Raw genomic sequence first — 15,870 nt, 5'->3', positions numbered from 1 at the left:
GATCTCGACTCAGGATGTCGCCTGGCTGTATCAAGGCCAGGGTTTCCAGTCGCTGGACGGCTTGTCCAGCGGCGCCTGCAATCGCTGGAAACCTGGCTGCGCCTGGAGTTTGTGCAGGGCGCCGGCCAGGCGCTGGTCCACGTGGGCACCACGGGGGTTGTCGGGTACCAACCAGCGCACCGGATACAGGCCGAAGTCCTGGGCGCGGAGCTGCTCGCGCAGGCCCAGGCGGTCGATCTCGTGTTCGGTCTCGTTTACGGCGAAGACGTAACCGTCGATGCGGCCGCGCACCAGCTTCTGCAGGCTGCTCTCGATGCTGTTGCCGGACAACGCCGGAAAGCCCAGCCAGGGTGCATGGGCGCGGTCGGTCTCGACCCGGTAGGGATAGGCCAGATTGCGCAGGGCCGCGCTCACAGTGGGCGCGGCGAGCTGTTCCTGCAATTCATCCGGGCGCCAGCTACGCCCCAGCAAGGGTTGCAGTTGCGCCTGCTGATCCGCCGCCAGGCCGCTCGCGGCGACTCGCTCGGCGCTCAGCACATGCGCCGGATCGAGCAACTGGGCGACACCGAGAGCATTGTCGCGCCGGGTGAAGAGGCCGAAGCGCACCTGCCACAGGCGGCCCGAGCCATAGCGCAAGCCGGCTGGCAGGCGTGGCAGGTTGCCAAGAAACGGCACCTGGAACTCGCATTGGCCGTTTTGCAGCAGGTGGAAGGTGCGGGCGAAGGGGATGACTTGCAGGTCGAATTCGACATCCGGCAATTGCTCGTCCAGAGCGCGAAGCAGGTCTGGCAAAGGGCCGGTGCCGTTCGCTTCCGCCAGCCCCGGCACCTCGGCAACCGCCACCCGCCACTGCTCGGCCGTCGTTGCGGCAGGCGCCCAGGCCAGGCACAAGCTGAAGCAAAGCAGCGGAAGTCGGCGCATGGATCACCCGCGCGGAAGTGATGCGCCTGAGTATAGGTGCGCGTCCTAGCGCAACAGGCTGGCCATGCGCTGAATGGCGTCCTGCTGGGCCCCAACCAGGGCCAGGCCGCCGCCGGCGTCGAGGGAATCCAGTGGCGGCGCCAGTTTTCGGTAGGCGGCAAGCTGGTCGATGGCCGGTAACTGGGTGATCCGCCCCTCATCGCGCTGAGCGTGGTAAAGCCCCAGGTTCACCAGGTCGATCAGACCGAGCCGACCACCGCTGTCGAGGTCCCAGCGCCTGGCGCCGCGCACGATCTCAATGTAGCCCTGGTCCACTGACCACTTCTGCAGCACGATCACGCCGAGCGACTGGCCGTACTCGCGGCAGAGCCGCGCAAAGACCTCCGGCGTCGGCACCTGGCTGGCGTCCTTGAAGGCCGAAAGCACCGCCAGCTCGCCCACATCACAGAGCAGGCTGGCGAGCATCGCATGGTCCGGCGAAGAGAACCCCAGCGGGCGCGCCAGTACCGCGCTGATGGCGGCCTGGCGGGTCAGTCGTCCCCAGACGCCGATGAACAGCTGCTTGTGGGCGGCACTGTGGAGGGTGAAGAGGCTCTTCAGGCTGTGCACCAGGGTGACGCGATCCACTTCCTGCAGACCGAGCTTGCGGATCACATCCTCCAGGGTCTTGGGCGGTTGGCTGGAGCGGAACATGATGCTGGACGCGTGCTTCATCAACAGCGCGCTGAGGGCCGGGTCCTTGCTGATGACCTGCTTCAAGCGGGCCACAGTGACATTCGGGTCGGCCAGTGCGCGGCGGATGTCCAGGGTGATCATTGGCAGGCTGGGCAGTTGCTCCTCGCCATTCATCAATTGAGTGACCACCTTGCGGTAGATCGAATAGTCCGATTCTGCTGCGCTCAATCCGCTTCCCCCTGATTCTTGTGGCGGCAGTGTAGCCATGCCCGGCCGCTACGCCCATGGGCGTCGAGAAATGATCGGACGACCCGCTCAGGGCAGCGTTACACCGTAGGACCTGGCGAGCTTCGCCAAGCGGCCATCGGCACGCATTTGCCGCACTACCCGGCCGATGTCGTCGCGCAACTGGCGGTGGGATTCGCCCTTGGGCAGAGCGAAGTAGCCGATCTGGGTATCGATCACGGGGGCAATGCGACGCACCTTGTCGGCGATGCCGAGTGCCTCGATGCGCGGCAGGGAATCGCGCTCGTTGCTCGCCGCCAGATCGACGCGATTCGCCATCAGCAGCTTGAAGGCCAACTCGACCGACGGCGCGACGTGCAGGTCGAGCTGCCCGCGCATGGCTTCGAAGCGTTCTCCGTAGATCCAGCCGTGGATGATGGCGATACGTTGCCCCATCAGGCTGGCCAGACTGCCATCCCAGGACAGGTCGGATTCGCTGCGGACATAGAAGACCACGCGGTCGCGGTAGAAACCCGGCTCGGCAAACTGGAAGCGGCGCTCCCGAGCCGCCGTGCGGTAGGGGCCGACCAGCACATCGGCGCGCCCCTCCTCCACCAACTTCTGCGCACGGGCCCAGGGATAGATCTCGAAGCGCACCTCATCGCCAAGCTCCCGGGCAATCGCGCGCATCACGTCCACTCCCAGCCCGCGTGGCTCACCCTTCGGGTCGAGGACATAGATTCCGGGGAACTCGGTGCCGACCGCGAGCAATTCACGGCTATTGGCGAAGGGGACCAGGCCCAGCACCCAGAGAATGACGCAGAGGGTGCGAAAACTCGGACGCATGCCCGCGGGCCTCAGTCAGCTGCTATCCATGAGCCTAGTTGGGTCGACTTCGCTTTTCATGTCCACCGGCGCTCGAGCCGAGTACCGACGGTGGATCGATGAAGCGTGATCCTGTGTCAGTTCCGGTCAGGCGGGCAGCTCACGCCAGGTGAGATAGACGCGCAAGTCGAACTCAAGTTGGTGGTAGCCGGGCAGCATGTGCTCGCAGAGTTGGTAGAAGGCCTTGGTGTGGTCGCGCTCCTTCAAGTGCGCCAACTCGTGGACCAGGATCATCTGCAGGAACTCCGGGGCGGCTTCTCTGAACAGCGAGGCGACGCGGATTTCCTTCTTCGCCTTGAGCTTGCCGCCCTGCACCCGCGAGATGGCGGTATTCAGCCCCAGGGCCTTGTGCACGACGTCGAGCTTGTTGTCGTAGAGCACCTTGTCCGGCGCCGGGGCGTTGCGCAGGTGTTCCTGCTTCAGCGCCATGGCGTAGCTGTATAGCGCCTTGTCGCTCTGCACCTCATGGCGGCCCGGATAGCGGCGCTCCAGGTACTCGCCGAGACGGCCGGCGGCGATCATCTGCGCCACCTGCTCCTGGAGGCTGGCCGGATAGCCGCGGAGGTACTTGAGACTGTTCATGGCAAAGCGGTCGAGGGTGGAAAGGGACGACAGTCTACCTGAGGGTGAAGGTCTACGAGCGACGGTCGGACCGGCCGACCCGTGCGCCGCGCATTCCTGTGCCGAGGCTTTGCGACCCAGTTCAATTTTTGAGCACATTCTCCAACCGGCTTGCCGCCCCTACCGCTGATAGCACCGCGCCAGAGCCTTTCAAAAAACCGGCGCGGCCTGCAGGAAAAACTCCTTATCGAACAAGGCCGGTCATTTCCGGCCGTTTCCCGGGGCCCCGACAAAGCGATGGCGCAATACTGGCCAAGCTCAAAATAGACGAATTTCTGACGCCAACATGCCGACAATCGGTAACTGACAACGCCCCCATCGCCTCCGTATAAGACCCTCGCGAGACGGCGCAAACGCCTTCGGACGACACGGCAGGCAACTGCCATCTGCACCCTTCACTTCTGGTCCGAGCGCGAATGTCCGGAACGCCGTCCTGCACATGTGTGACGCGGATTCGCAGCGCCCAACTGGAAGTTGCCTTCGAGAACTCCGCCATGATCGACCTCTCTACCTGGAACCTGACCCTCCCCGTTGGCGTACCTGCTGTCACCATCCAGACCCCGCTGTTGATGGGCGGCTATCAGGACCCGTATTTCCAGTCCACGCCCGACAGCCTGTTCTTCTGGGTACCGGTGAATGGCACCACCACCGCGAACGCAACCTACCCACGCACCGAGCTGCGCGAAACCTACGCCGACGGCAAGCTGCGCAACTGGACCTACCCCAGCACGGATAACTACCTCAGCGCGAACCTCAGCGTGAGCCAGGTGCCTTCGACCGGGAAGATCGTCATCGGTCAGATCCACGCCTACGGCAGCACCAGCCCGATGCTGAAAGTGGAGTACCAGTTCAAGACCAAGACACAGACCGCCAACATCGTGGCCAAGGTGCGCAACGCGCCGGATGACGAAACCAGCGTCGTGATCCCGCTGCTCGGCGGCATACCGCTCAACCAGCGTTTCAGCTACGTGATCAATCTCTCGCCCAATGGCCTGCTCAGCGTGATGGTCAACGGCAATCTGTGGAGCCAGCAACTTTCCACGGCCTGGGCACCCAAGCCGCTGTACTTCAAGGCCGGAACCTATGTTCAGGACAACACCGGGTACGAGACCGAAGCCGGTGCCGCGACCTTCTACGATCTGAAGATCGAGCATCGGGCGCCGTGAACCTGCCCATCGTCCGCCTCCTTTCAGGGAGAGGGGCCGGACGGCGAAGGCTCGACACACCGCACCAATGCCTGCGGCTCCAGCAGGGAACAGGGCTCACCCGCCAAGTAGCTCCGGTAGACCCTGAGCAGGTCCTCCTCGCTGATCCGGCAGTTCCCTGCCGGGCACTGGCTGGCGAACTCGAAGCGCCCGGCGGACGGGTCCGCCAGGCGGATCTTCAGCGACGGCCAGCCAGAGGGTTTCGCCGCCGAAGGCGTGAACAGCCAGGCGCCCTTGCGCTGCACCAGGGCGCCACCCGCCTCGGCGTAGTCGAAGACGAACATCAGCGTGCGCGAGGTCTTGGTGGTGCAGTCGGTACGATCGAGGCACTGCTGCGGATCGCTGGAAACCGGCTCAGGCGGTGGCGCGGGAGCCGTCGGCGGCTGGCCGGCACAGCCCGCGAGCAGCAAGGCGAAACCCATCATCAGGGGCAGGCGCATTGGAAACTCCTGTTACCGGATACGAAAGAGCCCCGCATTGCGGGGCTCCTCGTGCAAGTCGCTACGATCAGTTGACCTTGGCGACCAGCTCGCCCTTGGCGTAGCGCGCGTACATGCCATCCAGGGAGATCGGCTTGATCTTGGAGGCGTTGCCGGCGGTGCCGAAGGCTTCGTAACGGGCGATGCAGATGTCGCGCATGGCTTCGACGGTCTTGGCGAAGTATTTGCGCGGATCGAACTCGGCCGGGTTCTGGGCCAGGAAGCGACGGATGGCACCGGTGGACGCCAGGCGCAGGTCGGTGTCGATGTTCACCTTGCGCACGCCGTACTTGATGCCTTCGACGATTTCTTCGACCGGCACGCCGTAAGTTTCCTTAATGTCGCCGCCGAACTCGTTGATGATCGCCAGCCAATCCTGCGGTACCGAGGAGGAACCGTGCATCACCAGGTGGGTGTTGGGGATGCGCTTGTGGATTTCCTTGATGCGGTCGATGGCGAGGATGTCACCGGTCGGCGGCTTGGTGAACTTGTAGGCGCCGTGGCTGGTGCCGATGGCGATGGCCAGGGCGTCCACCTGGGTCTTCTTGACGAAGTCGGCAGCCTCTTCCGGATCGGTCAGCATCTGGCTGTGGTCCAGGATGCCTTCGGCGCCAACGCCGTCTTCCTCGCCGGCCTGGCCGGTTTCCAGTGAACCCAGGCAGCCCAGTTCGCCTTCCACGGACACGCCGCAGGCGTGGGCGAAGGCAACGGTCTGCTGGGTGACGCGGACGTTGTATTCGTAGTCGGACGGGGTCTTGCCGTCTTCACGCAGGGAGCCGTCCATCATCACGGAGGAGAAGCCCAGCTGAATGGAGCGCTGGCAGACGTCAGGGCTGGTGCCGTGGTCCTGGTGCATGCACACCGGGATGTGCGGGAATTCTTCGATGGCAGCCAGGATCAGGTGACGCAGGAAGGGCGCGCCGGCGTATTTGCGGGCACCGGCGGAAGCCTGCACGATCACCGGGGAGTCGGTCTTGTCGGCCGCTTCCATGATGGCGCGCATCTGTTCCAGGTTGTTGACGTTGAAAGCCGGTACGCCGTAGCCGAATTCGGCGGCGTGATCCAGCATCTGGCGCATGCTGATGAGTGCCATGGTGTTTCAGTCTCCCAAGTGGGTGGGCTGTCAAATTACAAAGCCTGCCGCAGGGGCAGGCCGGGTTCAAGTTCCCGGAGAGGAGCGGTCATCCGCCAACCCCGGGATAAATCAGAAACGGATCAAAGTGCCTTGCAGCCGCGACCGATCAGATCATCGGTAGCCACCCAGTAGACCAGGCCTTCGTCACCCTTGCTGTGGAAGGCCAGGTTGCCGTCGCTGTAGAGCGCGCCGGAGCCTGAGGGTTCCCGCTTCAGGCGATGGACGATATCGCCACCGCCCAGGCGCAGATCGACACCCTCCTTGTCGGCGCCGGCAACGCGCCAGAGCACTTCGGCCTGGCTGTCGCAGACCCAGCGGGTCCAGTCGTCGCCGGGAGCCTGCTGACCGGCGCAACCAGCCAGGAGCGCGAAGCCCGCGAGGGCGAACCAACCTTTCATCCACGTCTCCTTGGGGATGGCTCCGGCCATCCGGGCACTGCGCCGTCACGGGCAATGCTGTTGTCCTTCGTTGCTCTCAGTGGGGTCACCACTGCTTTGCGCCTCGACCCGCTGGTCGTCCTGATTGCTCGGGATTATCACCTGGGGCGGGCTCATCACTTCACAGGTGCTGGACGGCTTACCGCCGGAACAGCCGAGCAACCCGGCACCTAGAAACAGCAGAATCGCAGCGTAGCGCATGGCAGACACTCCTTTTTGCATCCCCTTTCAAGGGACCACGGGTGCCTGCCATGGTTTAGGTCGTTTTACTTGGCGCGCTGCTCCAGAACCTCTACGGCCGGGAGCACTTTACCTTCAACGAACTCGAGGAATGCGCCACCGCCGGTGGAAATGTAGGAGATCTGCTCGTTCACGCCGTACTTGTCGATCGCCGCCAGGGTGTCGCCGCCGCCAGCGATGGAGAAGGCCGGGCTTTCGGCGATGGCCAGCGCCAGGACCTTGGTGCCGTTGCCGAACTGGTCGAACTCGAACACACCCACCGGACCGTTCCAGAGGATGGTCTTCGAGGACTTCAGCAGCTCGGCGAACTGGGCGGCGGTCTGCGGGCCGATATCCAGGATCATGTCGTCATCGGCAACATCGGCGATGGCCTTGACGGTAGCGGCGGCGCTCTCGGCGAACTCCTTGGCAACCACCACATCAACCGGCAGCGGCACGCTGACCTTGGCGGCGATGGCCTTGGCGGTGTCGACCAGGTCAGCCTCGTACAGGGACTTGCCCACCTTGTAGCCCGCCGCGGCGAGGAAGGTGTTGGCGATGCCGCCGCCGACGATCAGTTGGTCGCAGATCTGCGACAGGGAGTTCAGCACATCGAGCTTGGTGGACACCTTGGAGCCGGCAACGATGGCGGCCATCGGACGGGCCGGGTTGCCCAGGGCCTTGCCCAGTGCATCCAGCTCGGCAGCCAGCAGCGGGCCGGCAGCGGCGACCTTGGCGAACTTGGCGACGCCGTGAGTCGATCCCTCGGCGCGATGGGCGGTACCGAAGGCGTCCATCACGAAGACGTCGCACAGGGCGGCGTACTGCTGGGCCAGCTCGTCGGCGTTCTTCTTCTCGCCCTTGTTGAAGCGCACGTTCTCGAACAGCACGACCTGGCCGGGCTGCACATCAACACCACCGAGGTAGTCGGCCACCAGCGGCACTTCGCGACCGAGGGCCTTGCTCAGGTAGTCGGCGACTGGCTTGAGGCTGTTCTCTTCGGAGAACTCGCCTTCGGTGGGACGGCCCAGGTGGGAGCAGACCATTACCGCCGCGCCCTTCTCCAGTGCCAGCTTGATGGTCGGCAGGGAGGCGAGGATGCGCGCATCACTCTTCACGACGCCGTCCTTCACCGGCACGTTGAGATCCTCACGGATCAGTACGCGCTTACCCTGGAGGTCGAGGTCGGTCATTTTCAACACGGTCATGGGGTCAGTCCTTCACGGGGGCTGGTTGTTAACGAGAAACAGCGGAAACCCGCAGATAGTGGTCTGCGGTGTCGAGCATACGGTTGGCGAAGCCCCATTCGTTGTCGAACCAGGCCAGCAGGTTGACCAGGCGCGGGCCGGACACGCGGGTCTGGCTGCCATCGACGATGGCGGAATGGGGATCGTGGTTGAAATCGCAGCTGGCGTGGGGCAGCTCGGTGTAGGCCAACAGGCCCTTCAGCGGGCCGCTTTCCGCGGCCTCGCGGAGCACCTGGTTGATCTCGGCGGCCGAGGTATCGCGGGCGGTCTGCAGGGTGATGTCCAGGCAGGACACATTCACCGTCGGCACGCGGATGGCCTTGGCCTGGATGCGCCCGGTCAGTTCCGGCAGCAGGCGCTCGATGCCCCGGGCGAGTCCGGTGGATACCGGAATCACCGACTGGAAGGCGGAGCGGGTGCGGCGCAGGTCTTCGTGGTGGTAGGCGTCGATCACGGGCTGGTCATTCATCGCCGAGTGGATGGTGGTAATGGAGACGTACTCCAGACCCACGGACTCGTTGAGAAGTTTCAGCAGCGGCACGCCGCAGTTGGTGGTGCAGGAGGCGTTGGACACCAGCTTTTCGGAGCCGGTCAGGCTGTCCTGGTTGACGCCGTAGACGATGGTGGCGTCGATGTCCGCTTCGCCGCTCATCGGCTGCGACAGCAGCACCCGGGGCGCGCCGGCAGCCAGGAAACGCTCGGCCTGTTGACGATGGGTGTACTGGCCGGAGCATTCCAGCACCAGGTCCACGTCGAGGGCGGCCCAGTCGATGCCCTCCGGTTCGGCGCTGCGCAGCACTTTCACGCAGTTGCCGTTGATATGCAGGCAATCGCCATCCACACGCACTTCGCCGGGGAAGCGCCCGTGTGTGGAGTCGAAACGGGTCAGGTACTCGATGCTGGCCTGGTCGGCCAGGTCGTTCAGCGCGACGATCTCGAAGCTCGCCCCGCCACTGCGCTCATGGAGCGCGCGCAGCACGCAACGGCCAATACGGCCGTAGCCGTTGAGGGCGACTTTGAAGGGGCGATTGCTAGGCATGGGGCGGTCTCGGATCGAAAAGCCACTCCCGCGCAACGCGGGAGGGCGGACCGTAGGATGGGTGGAGCGCAGCGATACCCATGCTGCATACCGATGGGTATCGCGGGCTCAACTCATCCTACTCAGACGTCCAGCAGCTCTTCGGCGGTGCCGACGATGTTGTCGACGGTGAAGCCGAAGTGCTCGAACAGCGCGGCGGCCGGGGCCGACTCACCGAAGCTGGTCATACCGATCACGCGGCCTTCCAGACCGACGTACTTGTACCAGAAGTCGGCATGGGCGGCCTCGATGGCGATGCGCGCGCCAACCTGCACCGGCAGTACGGCCTGCTTGTAGGCGGCGTCCTGCTGGTCGAACAGGTTGGTGGACGGCATGGACACCACGCGCACCTTGCGACCGGCGGCGGTCAGCTTGTCGAAGGCCTGAACGGCCAGGCCGACTTCGGAACCAGTGGCGATCAGGATCAGCTCCGGCTCGCCATCGCTGTCCTTCAGCACATAGCCACCGCGGGCGATGTCGGCGATCTGGCCGGCATCGCGCGCCTGATGAGGCAGGTTCTGGCGGGAGAAGATCAGCGCGCTCGGGCCGTCATTGCGCTCGATGGCGGACTTCCAGGCCACGGCGGATTCCACCGCGTCGGCCGGACGCCAGGTGTTCAGGTTAGGGGTGCAGCGCAGGCTGGCGAGCTGCTCGACCGGCTGGTGGGTCGGACCGTCTTCGCCCAGACCAATGGAGTCGTGGGTGTAGACGAACAGCACGCGCTTCTTCATCAGCGCGGCCATGCGCACGGCGTTGCAGGCGTATTCCATGAACACCAGGAAGGTGGCGCCGTAAGGAATGAAGCCGCCGTGCAGGGCGATGCCGTTCATGATGGCGCTCATGCCGAATTCGCGAACGCCGTAGAACAGGTAGTTGCCGGAGGCATCTTCAGCGGACACGCCCTTGCAGCCTTTCCACAGGGTCAGGTTGGAGCCGGCCAGGTCAGCCGAGCCACCGAGGAATTCCGGCAGCAGCGGACCAAAGGCATTCAGGGCGTTCTGGCTGGCCTTGCGGCTGGCGATGGTTTCGCCCTTGGCGGCAACTTCAGCGATGTAGGCATCGGCCTTGGCGGAGAAGTCGGCCGGAAGTTGGCCCTTGATGCGGCGCTGGAACTCGGCAGCCAGTTCCGGATGGGCGGCGGCGTAGGCGGCGAAGCGCTCGTTCCACGCGGCCTCACGGGCGGCACCGGCAGCCTTGGCGTCCCACTCGGCGTAGATGTCGGCCGGGACTTCGAAGGGCGCATGGTTCCAGCCCAGCGCAGCGCGGGTCAGGGCGATTTCGTCGTTGCCCAGCGGCGCACCGTGGCACTCTTCCTTGCCCTGCTTGTTCGGCGAACCAAAACCGATCACGGTCTTGCAGCAGATCAGGGTCGGACGGTCGCTGGACTTGCGCGCGGTCTCGATGGCGGTCTTGATCTCGTCGGCGTCATGGCCGTCGACATTGCGGATCACCTGCCAGCCGTAGGCTTCGAAGCGCTTCGGGGTGTCATCGGTGAACCAGCCATGGACTTCGCCGTCGATGGAGATGCCGTTGTCGTCGTAGAAGGCGACCAGCTTGCCCAGGCCCAGGGTACCGGCCAGGGCACAGACTTCATGGGAAATGCCTTCCATCATGCAGCCATCGCCGAGGAACACGTAGGTGTTGTGGTCGACGATGTTGTGGCCTTCACGGTTGAACTGGGCAGCCAGGGTCTTTTCGGCGATGGCGAAGCCAACGGCGTTGGCGATGCCCTGGCCCAGCGGACCGGTGGTGGTTTCCACGCCGGCGGTGTAGCCGTATTCCGGGTGACCCGGCGTGCGGCTACCGAGCTGGCGGAAGTTTTTCAGGTCTTCGATGGTGAGATCGTAGCCGGTCAGGTGCAGCAGCGAGTAGTTCAGCATCGAGCCGTGGCCGTTGGACAGCACGAAGCGGTCACGGTTGGGCCATTCGGGGTTGTTCGGGTTGTGCTGCAGGTAATCCCGCCAGAGCACTTCGGCGATATCGGCCATTCCCATGGGGGCGCCGGGGTGGCCGCTGTTGGCTTTCTGCACAGCATCCATGCTCAGGGCACGAATGGCATTGGCACGCTCACGACGGCTGGGCATCGCTTATCTCCTGCAGGTCTGAATAGACGGCTAATCGAAAAAAGGCCGCTATTTTCGCCCAGCCGGCAGGTCGCGGGCAATCACAGATGGTCGCAGTTCGCCGGTCAGTTGCGCGAAAGTCCCTCCGCAGCCGCAAGGCAGGGCGCCTGGAACAGTTCTCCGTGCCAGAGTCCGCCCAGTGTCCGCGCCATCACTTGCAGCCAGATCAGCGCCAGTCCGAGGGCCAGCGCCGCGCCCGCCGGGCCGAAGAAACCCATCCCTGTGCGCCGCTGGAGCTCGAAGGTGGCCAGGGTGAATACCGCCAGCGGGAAGGTGAAACCCCACCAGCCGAGATTGAAGCGCATCTCCTGGCGCAAGTGGCGGCGGGTGCAGAACAGCGCCATCACCAGCCACCAGGCCGCAGCCCCCCAGAGCAGCAGGCCGCCGAGCAAACCGACATCGCGGGCGAGTTCCGCCACACCCGCCAGCGCGGTGCCGGCAAAGGCGGCCGGCATCGCCTTGCCCAGACTCAGCAGCCCCAGGCAGCCCGTGGCTAACGGGCCGACCGGTAGCCAACTGGTCGCGGCGAACTCGCTGCCCGGCAATTTGTGCAGGGCCAGGCGCAGCAGCACCAGCGTGATAAGGGAGAAGGCCAGGCTCAGGGAGACGCCCCAGAGCAGGTAGCCCACAACCAGCATCTGCCGCGCCAGCTCCGGCGCCAGGTGCGGCGCCAACACGCCGGCCGAGGATGCCGCCACTTCGGGGGCGACGATGGGCAGCAGCCAGACCGCCGTGAGCTTCTCCAGGGCGTGGTCCTGCCGGGTGAACATCAAATAAGGCACCAACAGGGCGACACCCAGTGCCAGCATCACATCCAGCCACCACAACCCATGAGCAACGGCGAGCACCCCATCGCCCCAGCGCGGCACGCCGAACAGCACCAGCCCGTTGATCAGGGTTGCCAGCCCCATGGGAATGGCGCCGAGGAACATCGACTGCACCGGGTGTAGCAGCATCGGTCGCACGGTGTCGCGAAACAGCAGAACCCGCGCAACGAACAACAGGGCGAAGCCCACGAAGAGTGCGGCATTGAACAACCACAGCGCCTCCGCCAGCCGCGCCTCCAGCTCCCCGCCCCAGGGCAACGCCGCCACGACCAACGCCAGCGCACCAGTGCCCATGGTCACGGCGAACCAACTGGGGGTGAACTGACGAACGAACGCCAAGGGCTCGGCGAGGCGGGTAAAGGGGCGTGGCATCGTGGACTCCGGTCGGGTGATCCCGCAGCGGGAAAGACCGAGCCAGACTAGGCCGAGCCGTGCTATATGAAAAATACATATTCAGCATCTAACGCATGCCTTTCATTTATGAATCTGCACCACCTCAAGGTCTTCCTTGCCGTCGCCGAGAGCGGCAGCATCAGTGCCGGCGCCAGCCGTCTGTTCATCAGTCAGCCGGCGGTAACCCGGGAAATCCGCGATCTGGAAGCCAGCATCGGCCTCACCCTGTTCGACCGCCGGCCACGCGGGGTCAACCTGACCGAGGGCGGCCAGCGCCTGCTGCAATACGCCCAGCGCATCTTCGCCTTGGAAGCCGCCGCCGAGCGCGACCTGCGCGGTTTCGCCAGCCTCGATGACGGTGAGCTTCGCCTTGGCGCCAGCGCCACCCTGGGCAGCTACCTGCTGCCGGAACTGATCGAACGTTTCCACCAGGTGCATCCGTCCGTGGCGGTGGACCTCGCCGTCAGCAATACCCGCGAGGTGGCAGCCCAGCTGGAAGATGGCCGCATCAGCCTCGGCTTCGTCGAAGGCGCGTTCGACCGCCAGGCCTTTTCCAGCCACCTGCTGGACCGCGACCGCCTGCTGGCAGTGGTCGGCCCGACGCACCCGCTGGCTGGACACGGCGAACTCAGCGCCCGGGATCTCGCCGGGCAGGACCACTACCTGCGCGAACAGGGCTCGGCCACGCGCGCGAGCGTCGAGCAGGCGTACCGCGAACGGGGCATCGAACTGCGCGTGCGGATGTCCATCGGCAGCACCGAAGCGTTGAAACGCCTGGTGCAGGACGGCCGCGGCATCGCCTGGCTATCGCCGCACATGGTCCGCGCGGAACTGGCCAGCGGCCGCCTGGTGCGCCTGGAGGTAAGCGACCTGCGCATCGAACGCGAACTCCACGCTCTATGGCGGCCAGGGCAGAGCCTGAGCCCGGCACCGGCCGCGTTCCTCGAACTGACGCGGAAACCCGGCTAACCGCCGATCACCCAATATCAAAACTTTTTGATATTGGCATTGCGACACCCGGGGACGGGGGCTAGACTGCGCCCCCTATGAGCCTGCGCGTACCCCAGATCCGCCATGACGACAGCGACGAGCTGGCCGCCCTGTGCAAGGCCGGCGGCGACCCACTGCGCCTGAACGTGCTGCGGGTACTGGCCAACGACTCCTTCGGCGTGCTGGAACTGGCACAGATCTTCGCCACCGGCCAATCAGGCATGAGCCATCACCTCAAGGTGCTGGCGCAGGCGGGGTTGGTGGCGACCCGGCGCGAAGGCAATGCGATTTTCTACCGTCGTGCCCTGGCGCAGAACGAGCGGGTCGGCGGCATGTTGCACGCAGCCCTGTTGGCCGAAGTCGACGAACTGGAGCTACCGGCCGAGATCGCCGGGCGCATCGCCGAAGTGCATGCCCAGCGCGAAGCGGTCAGCCGCGACTTCTTCGCCCGCGCGGCGGAAAAATTCCAGGCGCAGCAAGACCTGATCGCAGGATTGCCGCAATACCGTGACAGCGTGCTGGCATTGCTCGACGCACTGGGTTTCGAAACCGGCGCCACGGCACTGGAGGTCGGGCCTGGTGACGGCGGTTTCCTGCCGGACCTGGCGCGGCGCTTCCGCCAGGTCACGGCGCTGGACAACAGCCCGGCCATGCTGGAACTGGCGCGGATGCGCTGCAGCGAAAAAGGCCTCGGCAACGTCGAACTGCGACTGGCCGATGCCCTGAATGACGAGCAGGCGGCCGCCGACTGCGTGGTGCTGAACATGGTCCTGCACCACTTCGCGGCACCGGCCGATGCGATGAAACAATTGGCCCAGCGGGTGCAGCCAGGTGGCGCCCTGCTGGTAACCGAGCTGTGCAGCCACAACCAGAGTTGGGCCAGGGAGGCCTGCGGCGATCTATGGTTGGGCTTCGAACAGGACGACCTGGCCCGTTGGGCCAATGCCGCGGGGCTCACGCCCGGCGAGAGCCTCTACATTGGCTTGCGAAACGGCTTTCAGATTCAGGTTCGGCACTTCGCCAAACCGGACTCACGAAGCGAACTCACCCACCGGTAACGAATAGGAAAACCGATAGATGAGCGAATACTCCCTGTTTACCTCCGAATCCGTGTCCGAAGGCCATCCGGACAAGATCGCCGACCAGATTTCCGATGCCGTCCTCGACGCCATCATCGCCCAGGACAAGCACGCCCGCGTTGCCTGCGAAACCCTGGTCAAGACCGGCGTTGCGATCATCGCCGGTGAAGTCACCACCTCTGCCTGGGTCGACCTGGAAGAGCTGGTGCGCAAGGTCATCATCGACATCGGCTACGACAGCTCCGACGTCGGCTTCGACGGTGCCACCTGCGGCATCCTGAACATCATTGGCAAGCAGTCCCCCGACATCAACCAGGGTGTCGACCGCTCCAAGCCGGAAGACCAGGGCGCCGGTGACCAGGGCCTGATGTTCGGCTACGCCAGCAATGAAACCGACGTGCTGATGCCCGCCCCGATCTGCTTCTCCCACCGTCTGGTGGAGCGCCAGGCCGAAGCCCGCAAGTCCGGCCTGCTGCCGTGGCTGCGCCCGGATGCCAAGAGCCAGGTCACCTGCCGCTACGAGAACGGCAAGGTCGTCGGCATCGACGCCATCGTGCTGTCCACCCAGCACAACCCGGACGTGAAGTACTCCGACCTGCGCGAAGGCGTGATGGAGCTGATCGTCAAGCACGTGCTGCCGGCCGAGCTGCTGCACAAGGACACCCAGTTCCACATCAACCCGACCGGCAACTTCGTGATCGGCGGCCCGGTGGGCGACTGCGGCCTGACCGGTCGCAAGATCATCGTCGACTCCTACGGCGGCATGGCCCGTCACGGTGGCGGCGCGTTCTCCGGCAAGGACCCGTCCAAGGTTGACCGTTCCGCTGCCTACGCCGGCCGTTACGTGGCCAAGAACATCGTCGCCGCCGGTCTGGCCGAGCGTTGCGAGATCCAGGTGTCCTACGCCATCGGCGTGGCCCTGCCGACCTCCATCTCGATCAACACCTTCGGCACCGGCAAGATCAGCGACGACAAGATCGTCCAGCTGGTTCGCGAGCACTTCGACCTGCGTCCGTACGCGATCACCAAGATGCTCGACCTGCTGCACCCGATGTACCAGCCGACTGCGGCCTACGGTCACTTCGGCCGCAATCCCTACGAGATGAGCTACGGCGAAGACACCTTCACCGCGTTCACCTGGGAAAAGACCGACAAGGCCGAAGCCCTGCGCATTGCCGCTGGCCTCTAAGCCCTGACCGATCGACAAAGAGCCCCGCCTTGTGCGGGGCTTTTTGTTGGGCGCTTCACAGCAGTGCGCTTTCCCTCACAACGAACCGCGCCCGGACGGACACGCAATTCAGCTCCCGCCGACAAGCACCCTGCCTAGACTG

General features: G+C 64.8%; 16 protein-coding genes. 4 read left to right on the top strand and 12 right to left on the bottom strand.

Annotated features, from left to right (window positions below):
- Positions 1-30: 30 nt before the first annotated feature.
- The 4 genes from G559_RS0118080 to G559_RS0118065 all read right to left on the bottom strand — a co-directional run bounded on the left by G559_RS0118080 (position 31) and on the right by G559_RS0118065 (position 3,288).
- Entirely contained in the window at positions 31-921 is an 891-nt protein-coding gene (locus G559_RS0118080; protein ID WP_028629593.1) for a type 2 periplasmic-binding domain-containing protein, read from the bottom strand.
- Positions 922-966: 45 nt separating this feature from the next.
- Complete coding sequence (locus G559_RS0118075) at positions 967-1,824, bottom strand: HDOD domain-containing protein (RefSeq protein WP_028629592.1); 858 nt, start codon at positions 1,822-1,824, stop codon at positions 967-969.
- Between the two features lie 87 nt (positions 1,825-1,911).
- Positions 1,912-2,667, bottom strand: a complete 756-nt coding sequence (locus tag G559_RS0118070; protein WP_028629591.1) for a substrate-binding periplasmic protein — start codon at positions 2,665-2,667, stop codon at positions 1,912-1,914.
- Positions 2,668-2,793: 126 nt separating this feature from the next.
- Positions 2,794-3,288 carry a YgjP-like metallopeptidase domain-containing protein gene (locus tag G559_RS0118065; protein WP_028629590.1) on the bottom strand — a complete coding sequence of 165 codons (495 nt, stop codon included), beginning with the start codon at positions 3,286-3,288 and terminating at the stop codon, positions 2,794-2,796.
- A 533-nt stretch (positions 3,289-3,821) separates the two neighbouring features.
- On the opposite strand from G559_RS0118065, the gene G559_RS0118060 reads away from it, so the two are divergent.
- Positions 3,822-4,493 carry a polysaccharide lyase family 7 protein gene (locus G559_RS0118060; protein WP_028629589.1) on the top strand — a complete coding sequence of 224 codons (672 nt, stop codon included), beginning with the start codon at positions 3,822-3,824 and terminating at the stop codon, positions 4,491-4,493.
- A gap of 23 nt (positions 4,494-4,516) precedes the next feature.
- Here the strand turns inward: G559_RS0118060 and G559_RS0118055 are convergent, their stop codons facing one another.
- From G559_RS0118055 to G559_RS0118020, 8 genes are all read right to left on the bottom strand, one after another.
- The gene (locus tag G559_RS0118055) at positions 4,517-4,972 is read right to left on the bottom strand and encodes a hypothetical protein (RefSeq protein WP_028629588.1); all 456 of its coding nucleotides are present in this window, start codon (positions 4,970-4,972) and stop codon (positions 4,517-4,519) included.
- A 67-nt stretch (positions 4,973-5,039) separates the two neighbouring features.
- The gene (gene fba / locus G559_RS0118050) at positions 5,040-6,104 is read right to left on the bottom strand and encodes a class II fructose-bisphosphate aldolase (RefSeq protein WP_028629587.1); all 1,065 of its coding nucleotides are present in this window, start codon (positions 6,102-6,104) and stop codon (positions 5,040-5,042) included.
- Between the two features lie 122 nt (positions 6,105-6,226).
- Positions 6,227-6,544: an MliC family protein gene (locus tag G559_RS0118045; protein WP_028629586.1), complete on the bottom strand. Its 318-nt coding sequence runs from the start codon at positions 6,542-6,544 to the stop codon at positions 6,227-6,229.
- A 45-nt stretch (positions 6,545-6,589) separates the two neighbouring features.
- On the bottom strand, positions 6,590-6,784 hold the full coding sequence (locus G559_RS0118040; protein WP_028629585.1) for a hypothetical protein: 195 nt from the start codon (positions 6,782-6,784) through the stop codon (positions 6,590-6,592).
- Between the two features lie 65 nt (positions 6,785-6,849).
- The gene (locus tag G559_RS0118035; RefSeq protein ID WP_028629584.1) at positions 6,850-8,010 is read right to left on the bottom strand and encodes a phosphoglycerate kinase; all 1,161 of its coding nucleotides are present in this window, start codon (positions 8,008-8,010) and stop codon (positions 6,850-6,852) included.
- A 28-nt stretch (positions 8,011-8,038) separates the two neighbouring features.
- The gene (gene epd, locus G559_RS0118030; RefSeq protein WP_028629583.1) at positions 8,039-9,088 is read right to left on the bottom strand and encodes an erythrose-4-phosphate dehydrogenase; all 1,050 of its coding nucleotides are present in this window, start codon (positions 9,086-9,088) and stop codon (positions 8,039-8,041) included.
- 122 nt (positions 9,089-9,210) lie between these two features.
- Positions 9,211-11,211, bottom strand: a complete 2,001-nt coding sequence (tkt, locus tag G559_RS0118025; protein ID WP_028629582.1) for a transketolase — start codon at positions 11,209-11,211, stop codon at positions 9,211-9,213.
- Between the two features lie 104 nt (positions 11,212-11,315).
- Positions 11,316-12,449 carry a TDT family transporter gene (locus G559_RS0118020; RefSeq protein WP_028629581.1) on the bottom strand — a complete coding sequence of 378 codons (1,134 nt, stop codon included), beginning with the start codon at positions 12,447-12,449 and terminating at the stop codon, positions 11,316-11,318.
- Between the two features lie 108 nt (positions 12,450-12,557).
- Between G559_RS0118020 and G559_RS0118015 the strand changes: the two genes are divergently transcribed.
- From G559_RS0118015 to metK, 3 genes are all read left to right on the top strand, one after another.
- Positions 12,558-13,439 carry a LysR family transcriptional regulator gene (locus G559_RS0118015; protein WP_028629580.1) on the top strand — a complete coding sequence of 294 codons (882 nt, stop codon included), beginning with the start codon at positions 12,558-12,560 and terminating at the stop codon, positions 13,437-13,439.
- A gap of 77 nt (positions 13,440-13,516) precedes the next feature.
- Positions 13,517-14,518, top strand: coding sequence for an ArsR/SmtB family transcription factor (locus G559_RS0118010; protein ID WP_028629579.1), 1,002 nt, complete (start codon positions 13,517-13,519; stop codon positions 14,516-14,518).
- Between the two features lie 19 nt (positions 14,519-14,537).
- Complete coding sequence (metK, locus tag G559_RS0118005; RefSeq protein WP_028629578.1) at positions 14,538-15,728, top strand: methionine adenosyltransferase; 1,191 nt, start codon at positions 14,538-14,540, stop codon at positions 15,726-15,728.
- Positions 15,729-15,870 lie beyond the last annotated feature (142 nt).

It is taken from the genome of Metapseudomonas resinovorans DSM 21078 (assembly GCF_000423545.1).
GTDB classification, from domain to species: domain Bacteria; phylum Pseudomonadota; class Gammaproteobacteria; order Pseudomonadales; family Pseudomonadaceae; genus Metapseudomonas; species Metapseudomonas resinovorans.
This window is presented reverse-complemented; position numbering and strand designations above follow the sequence as displayed.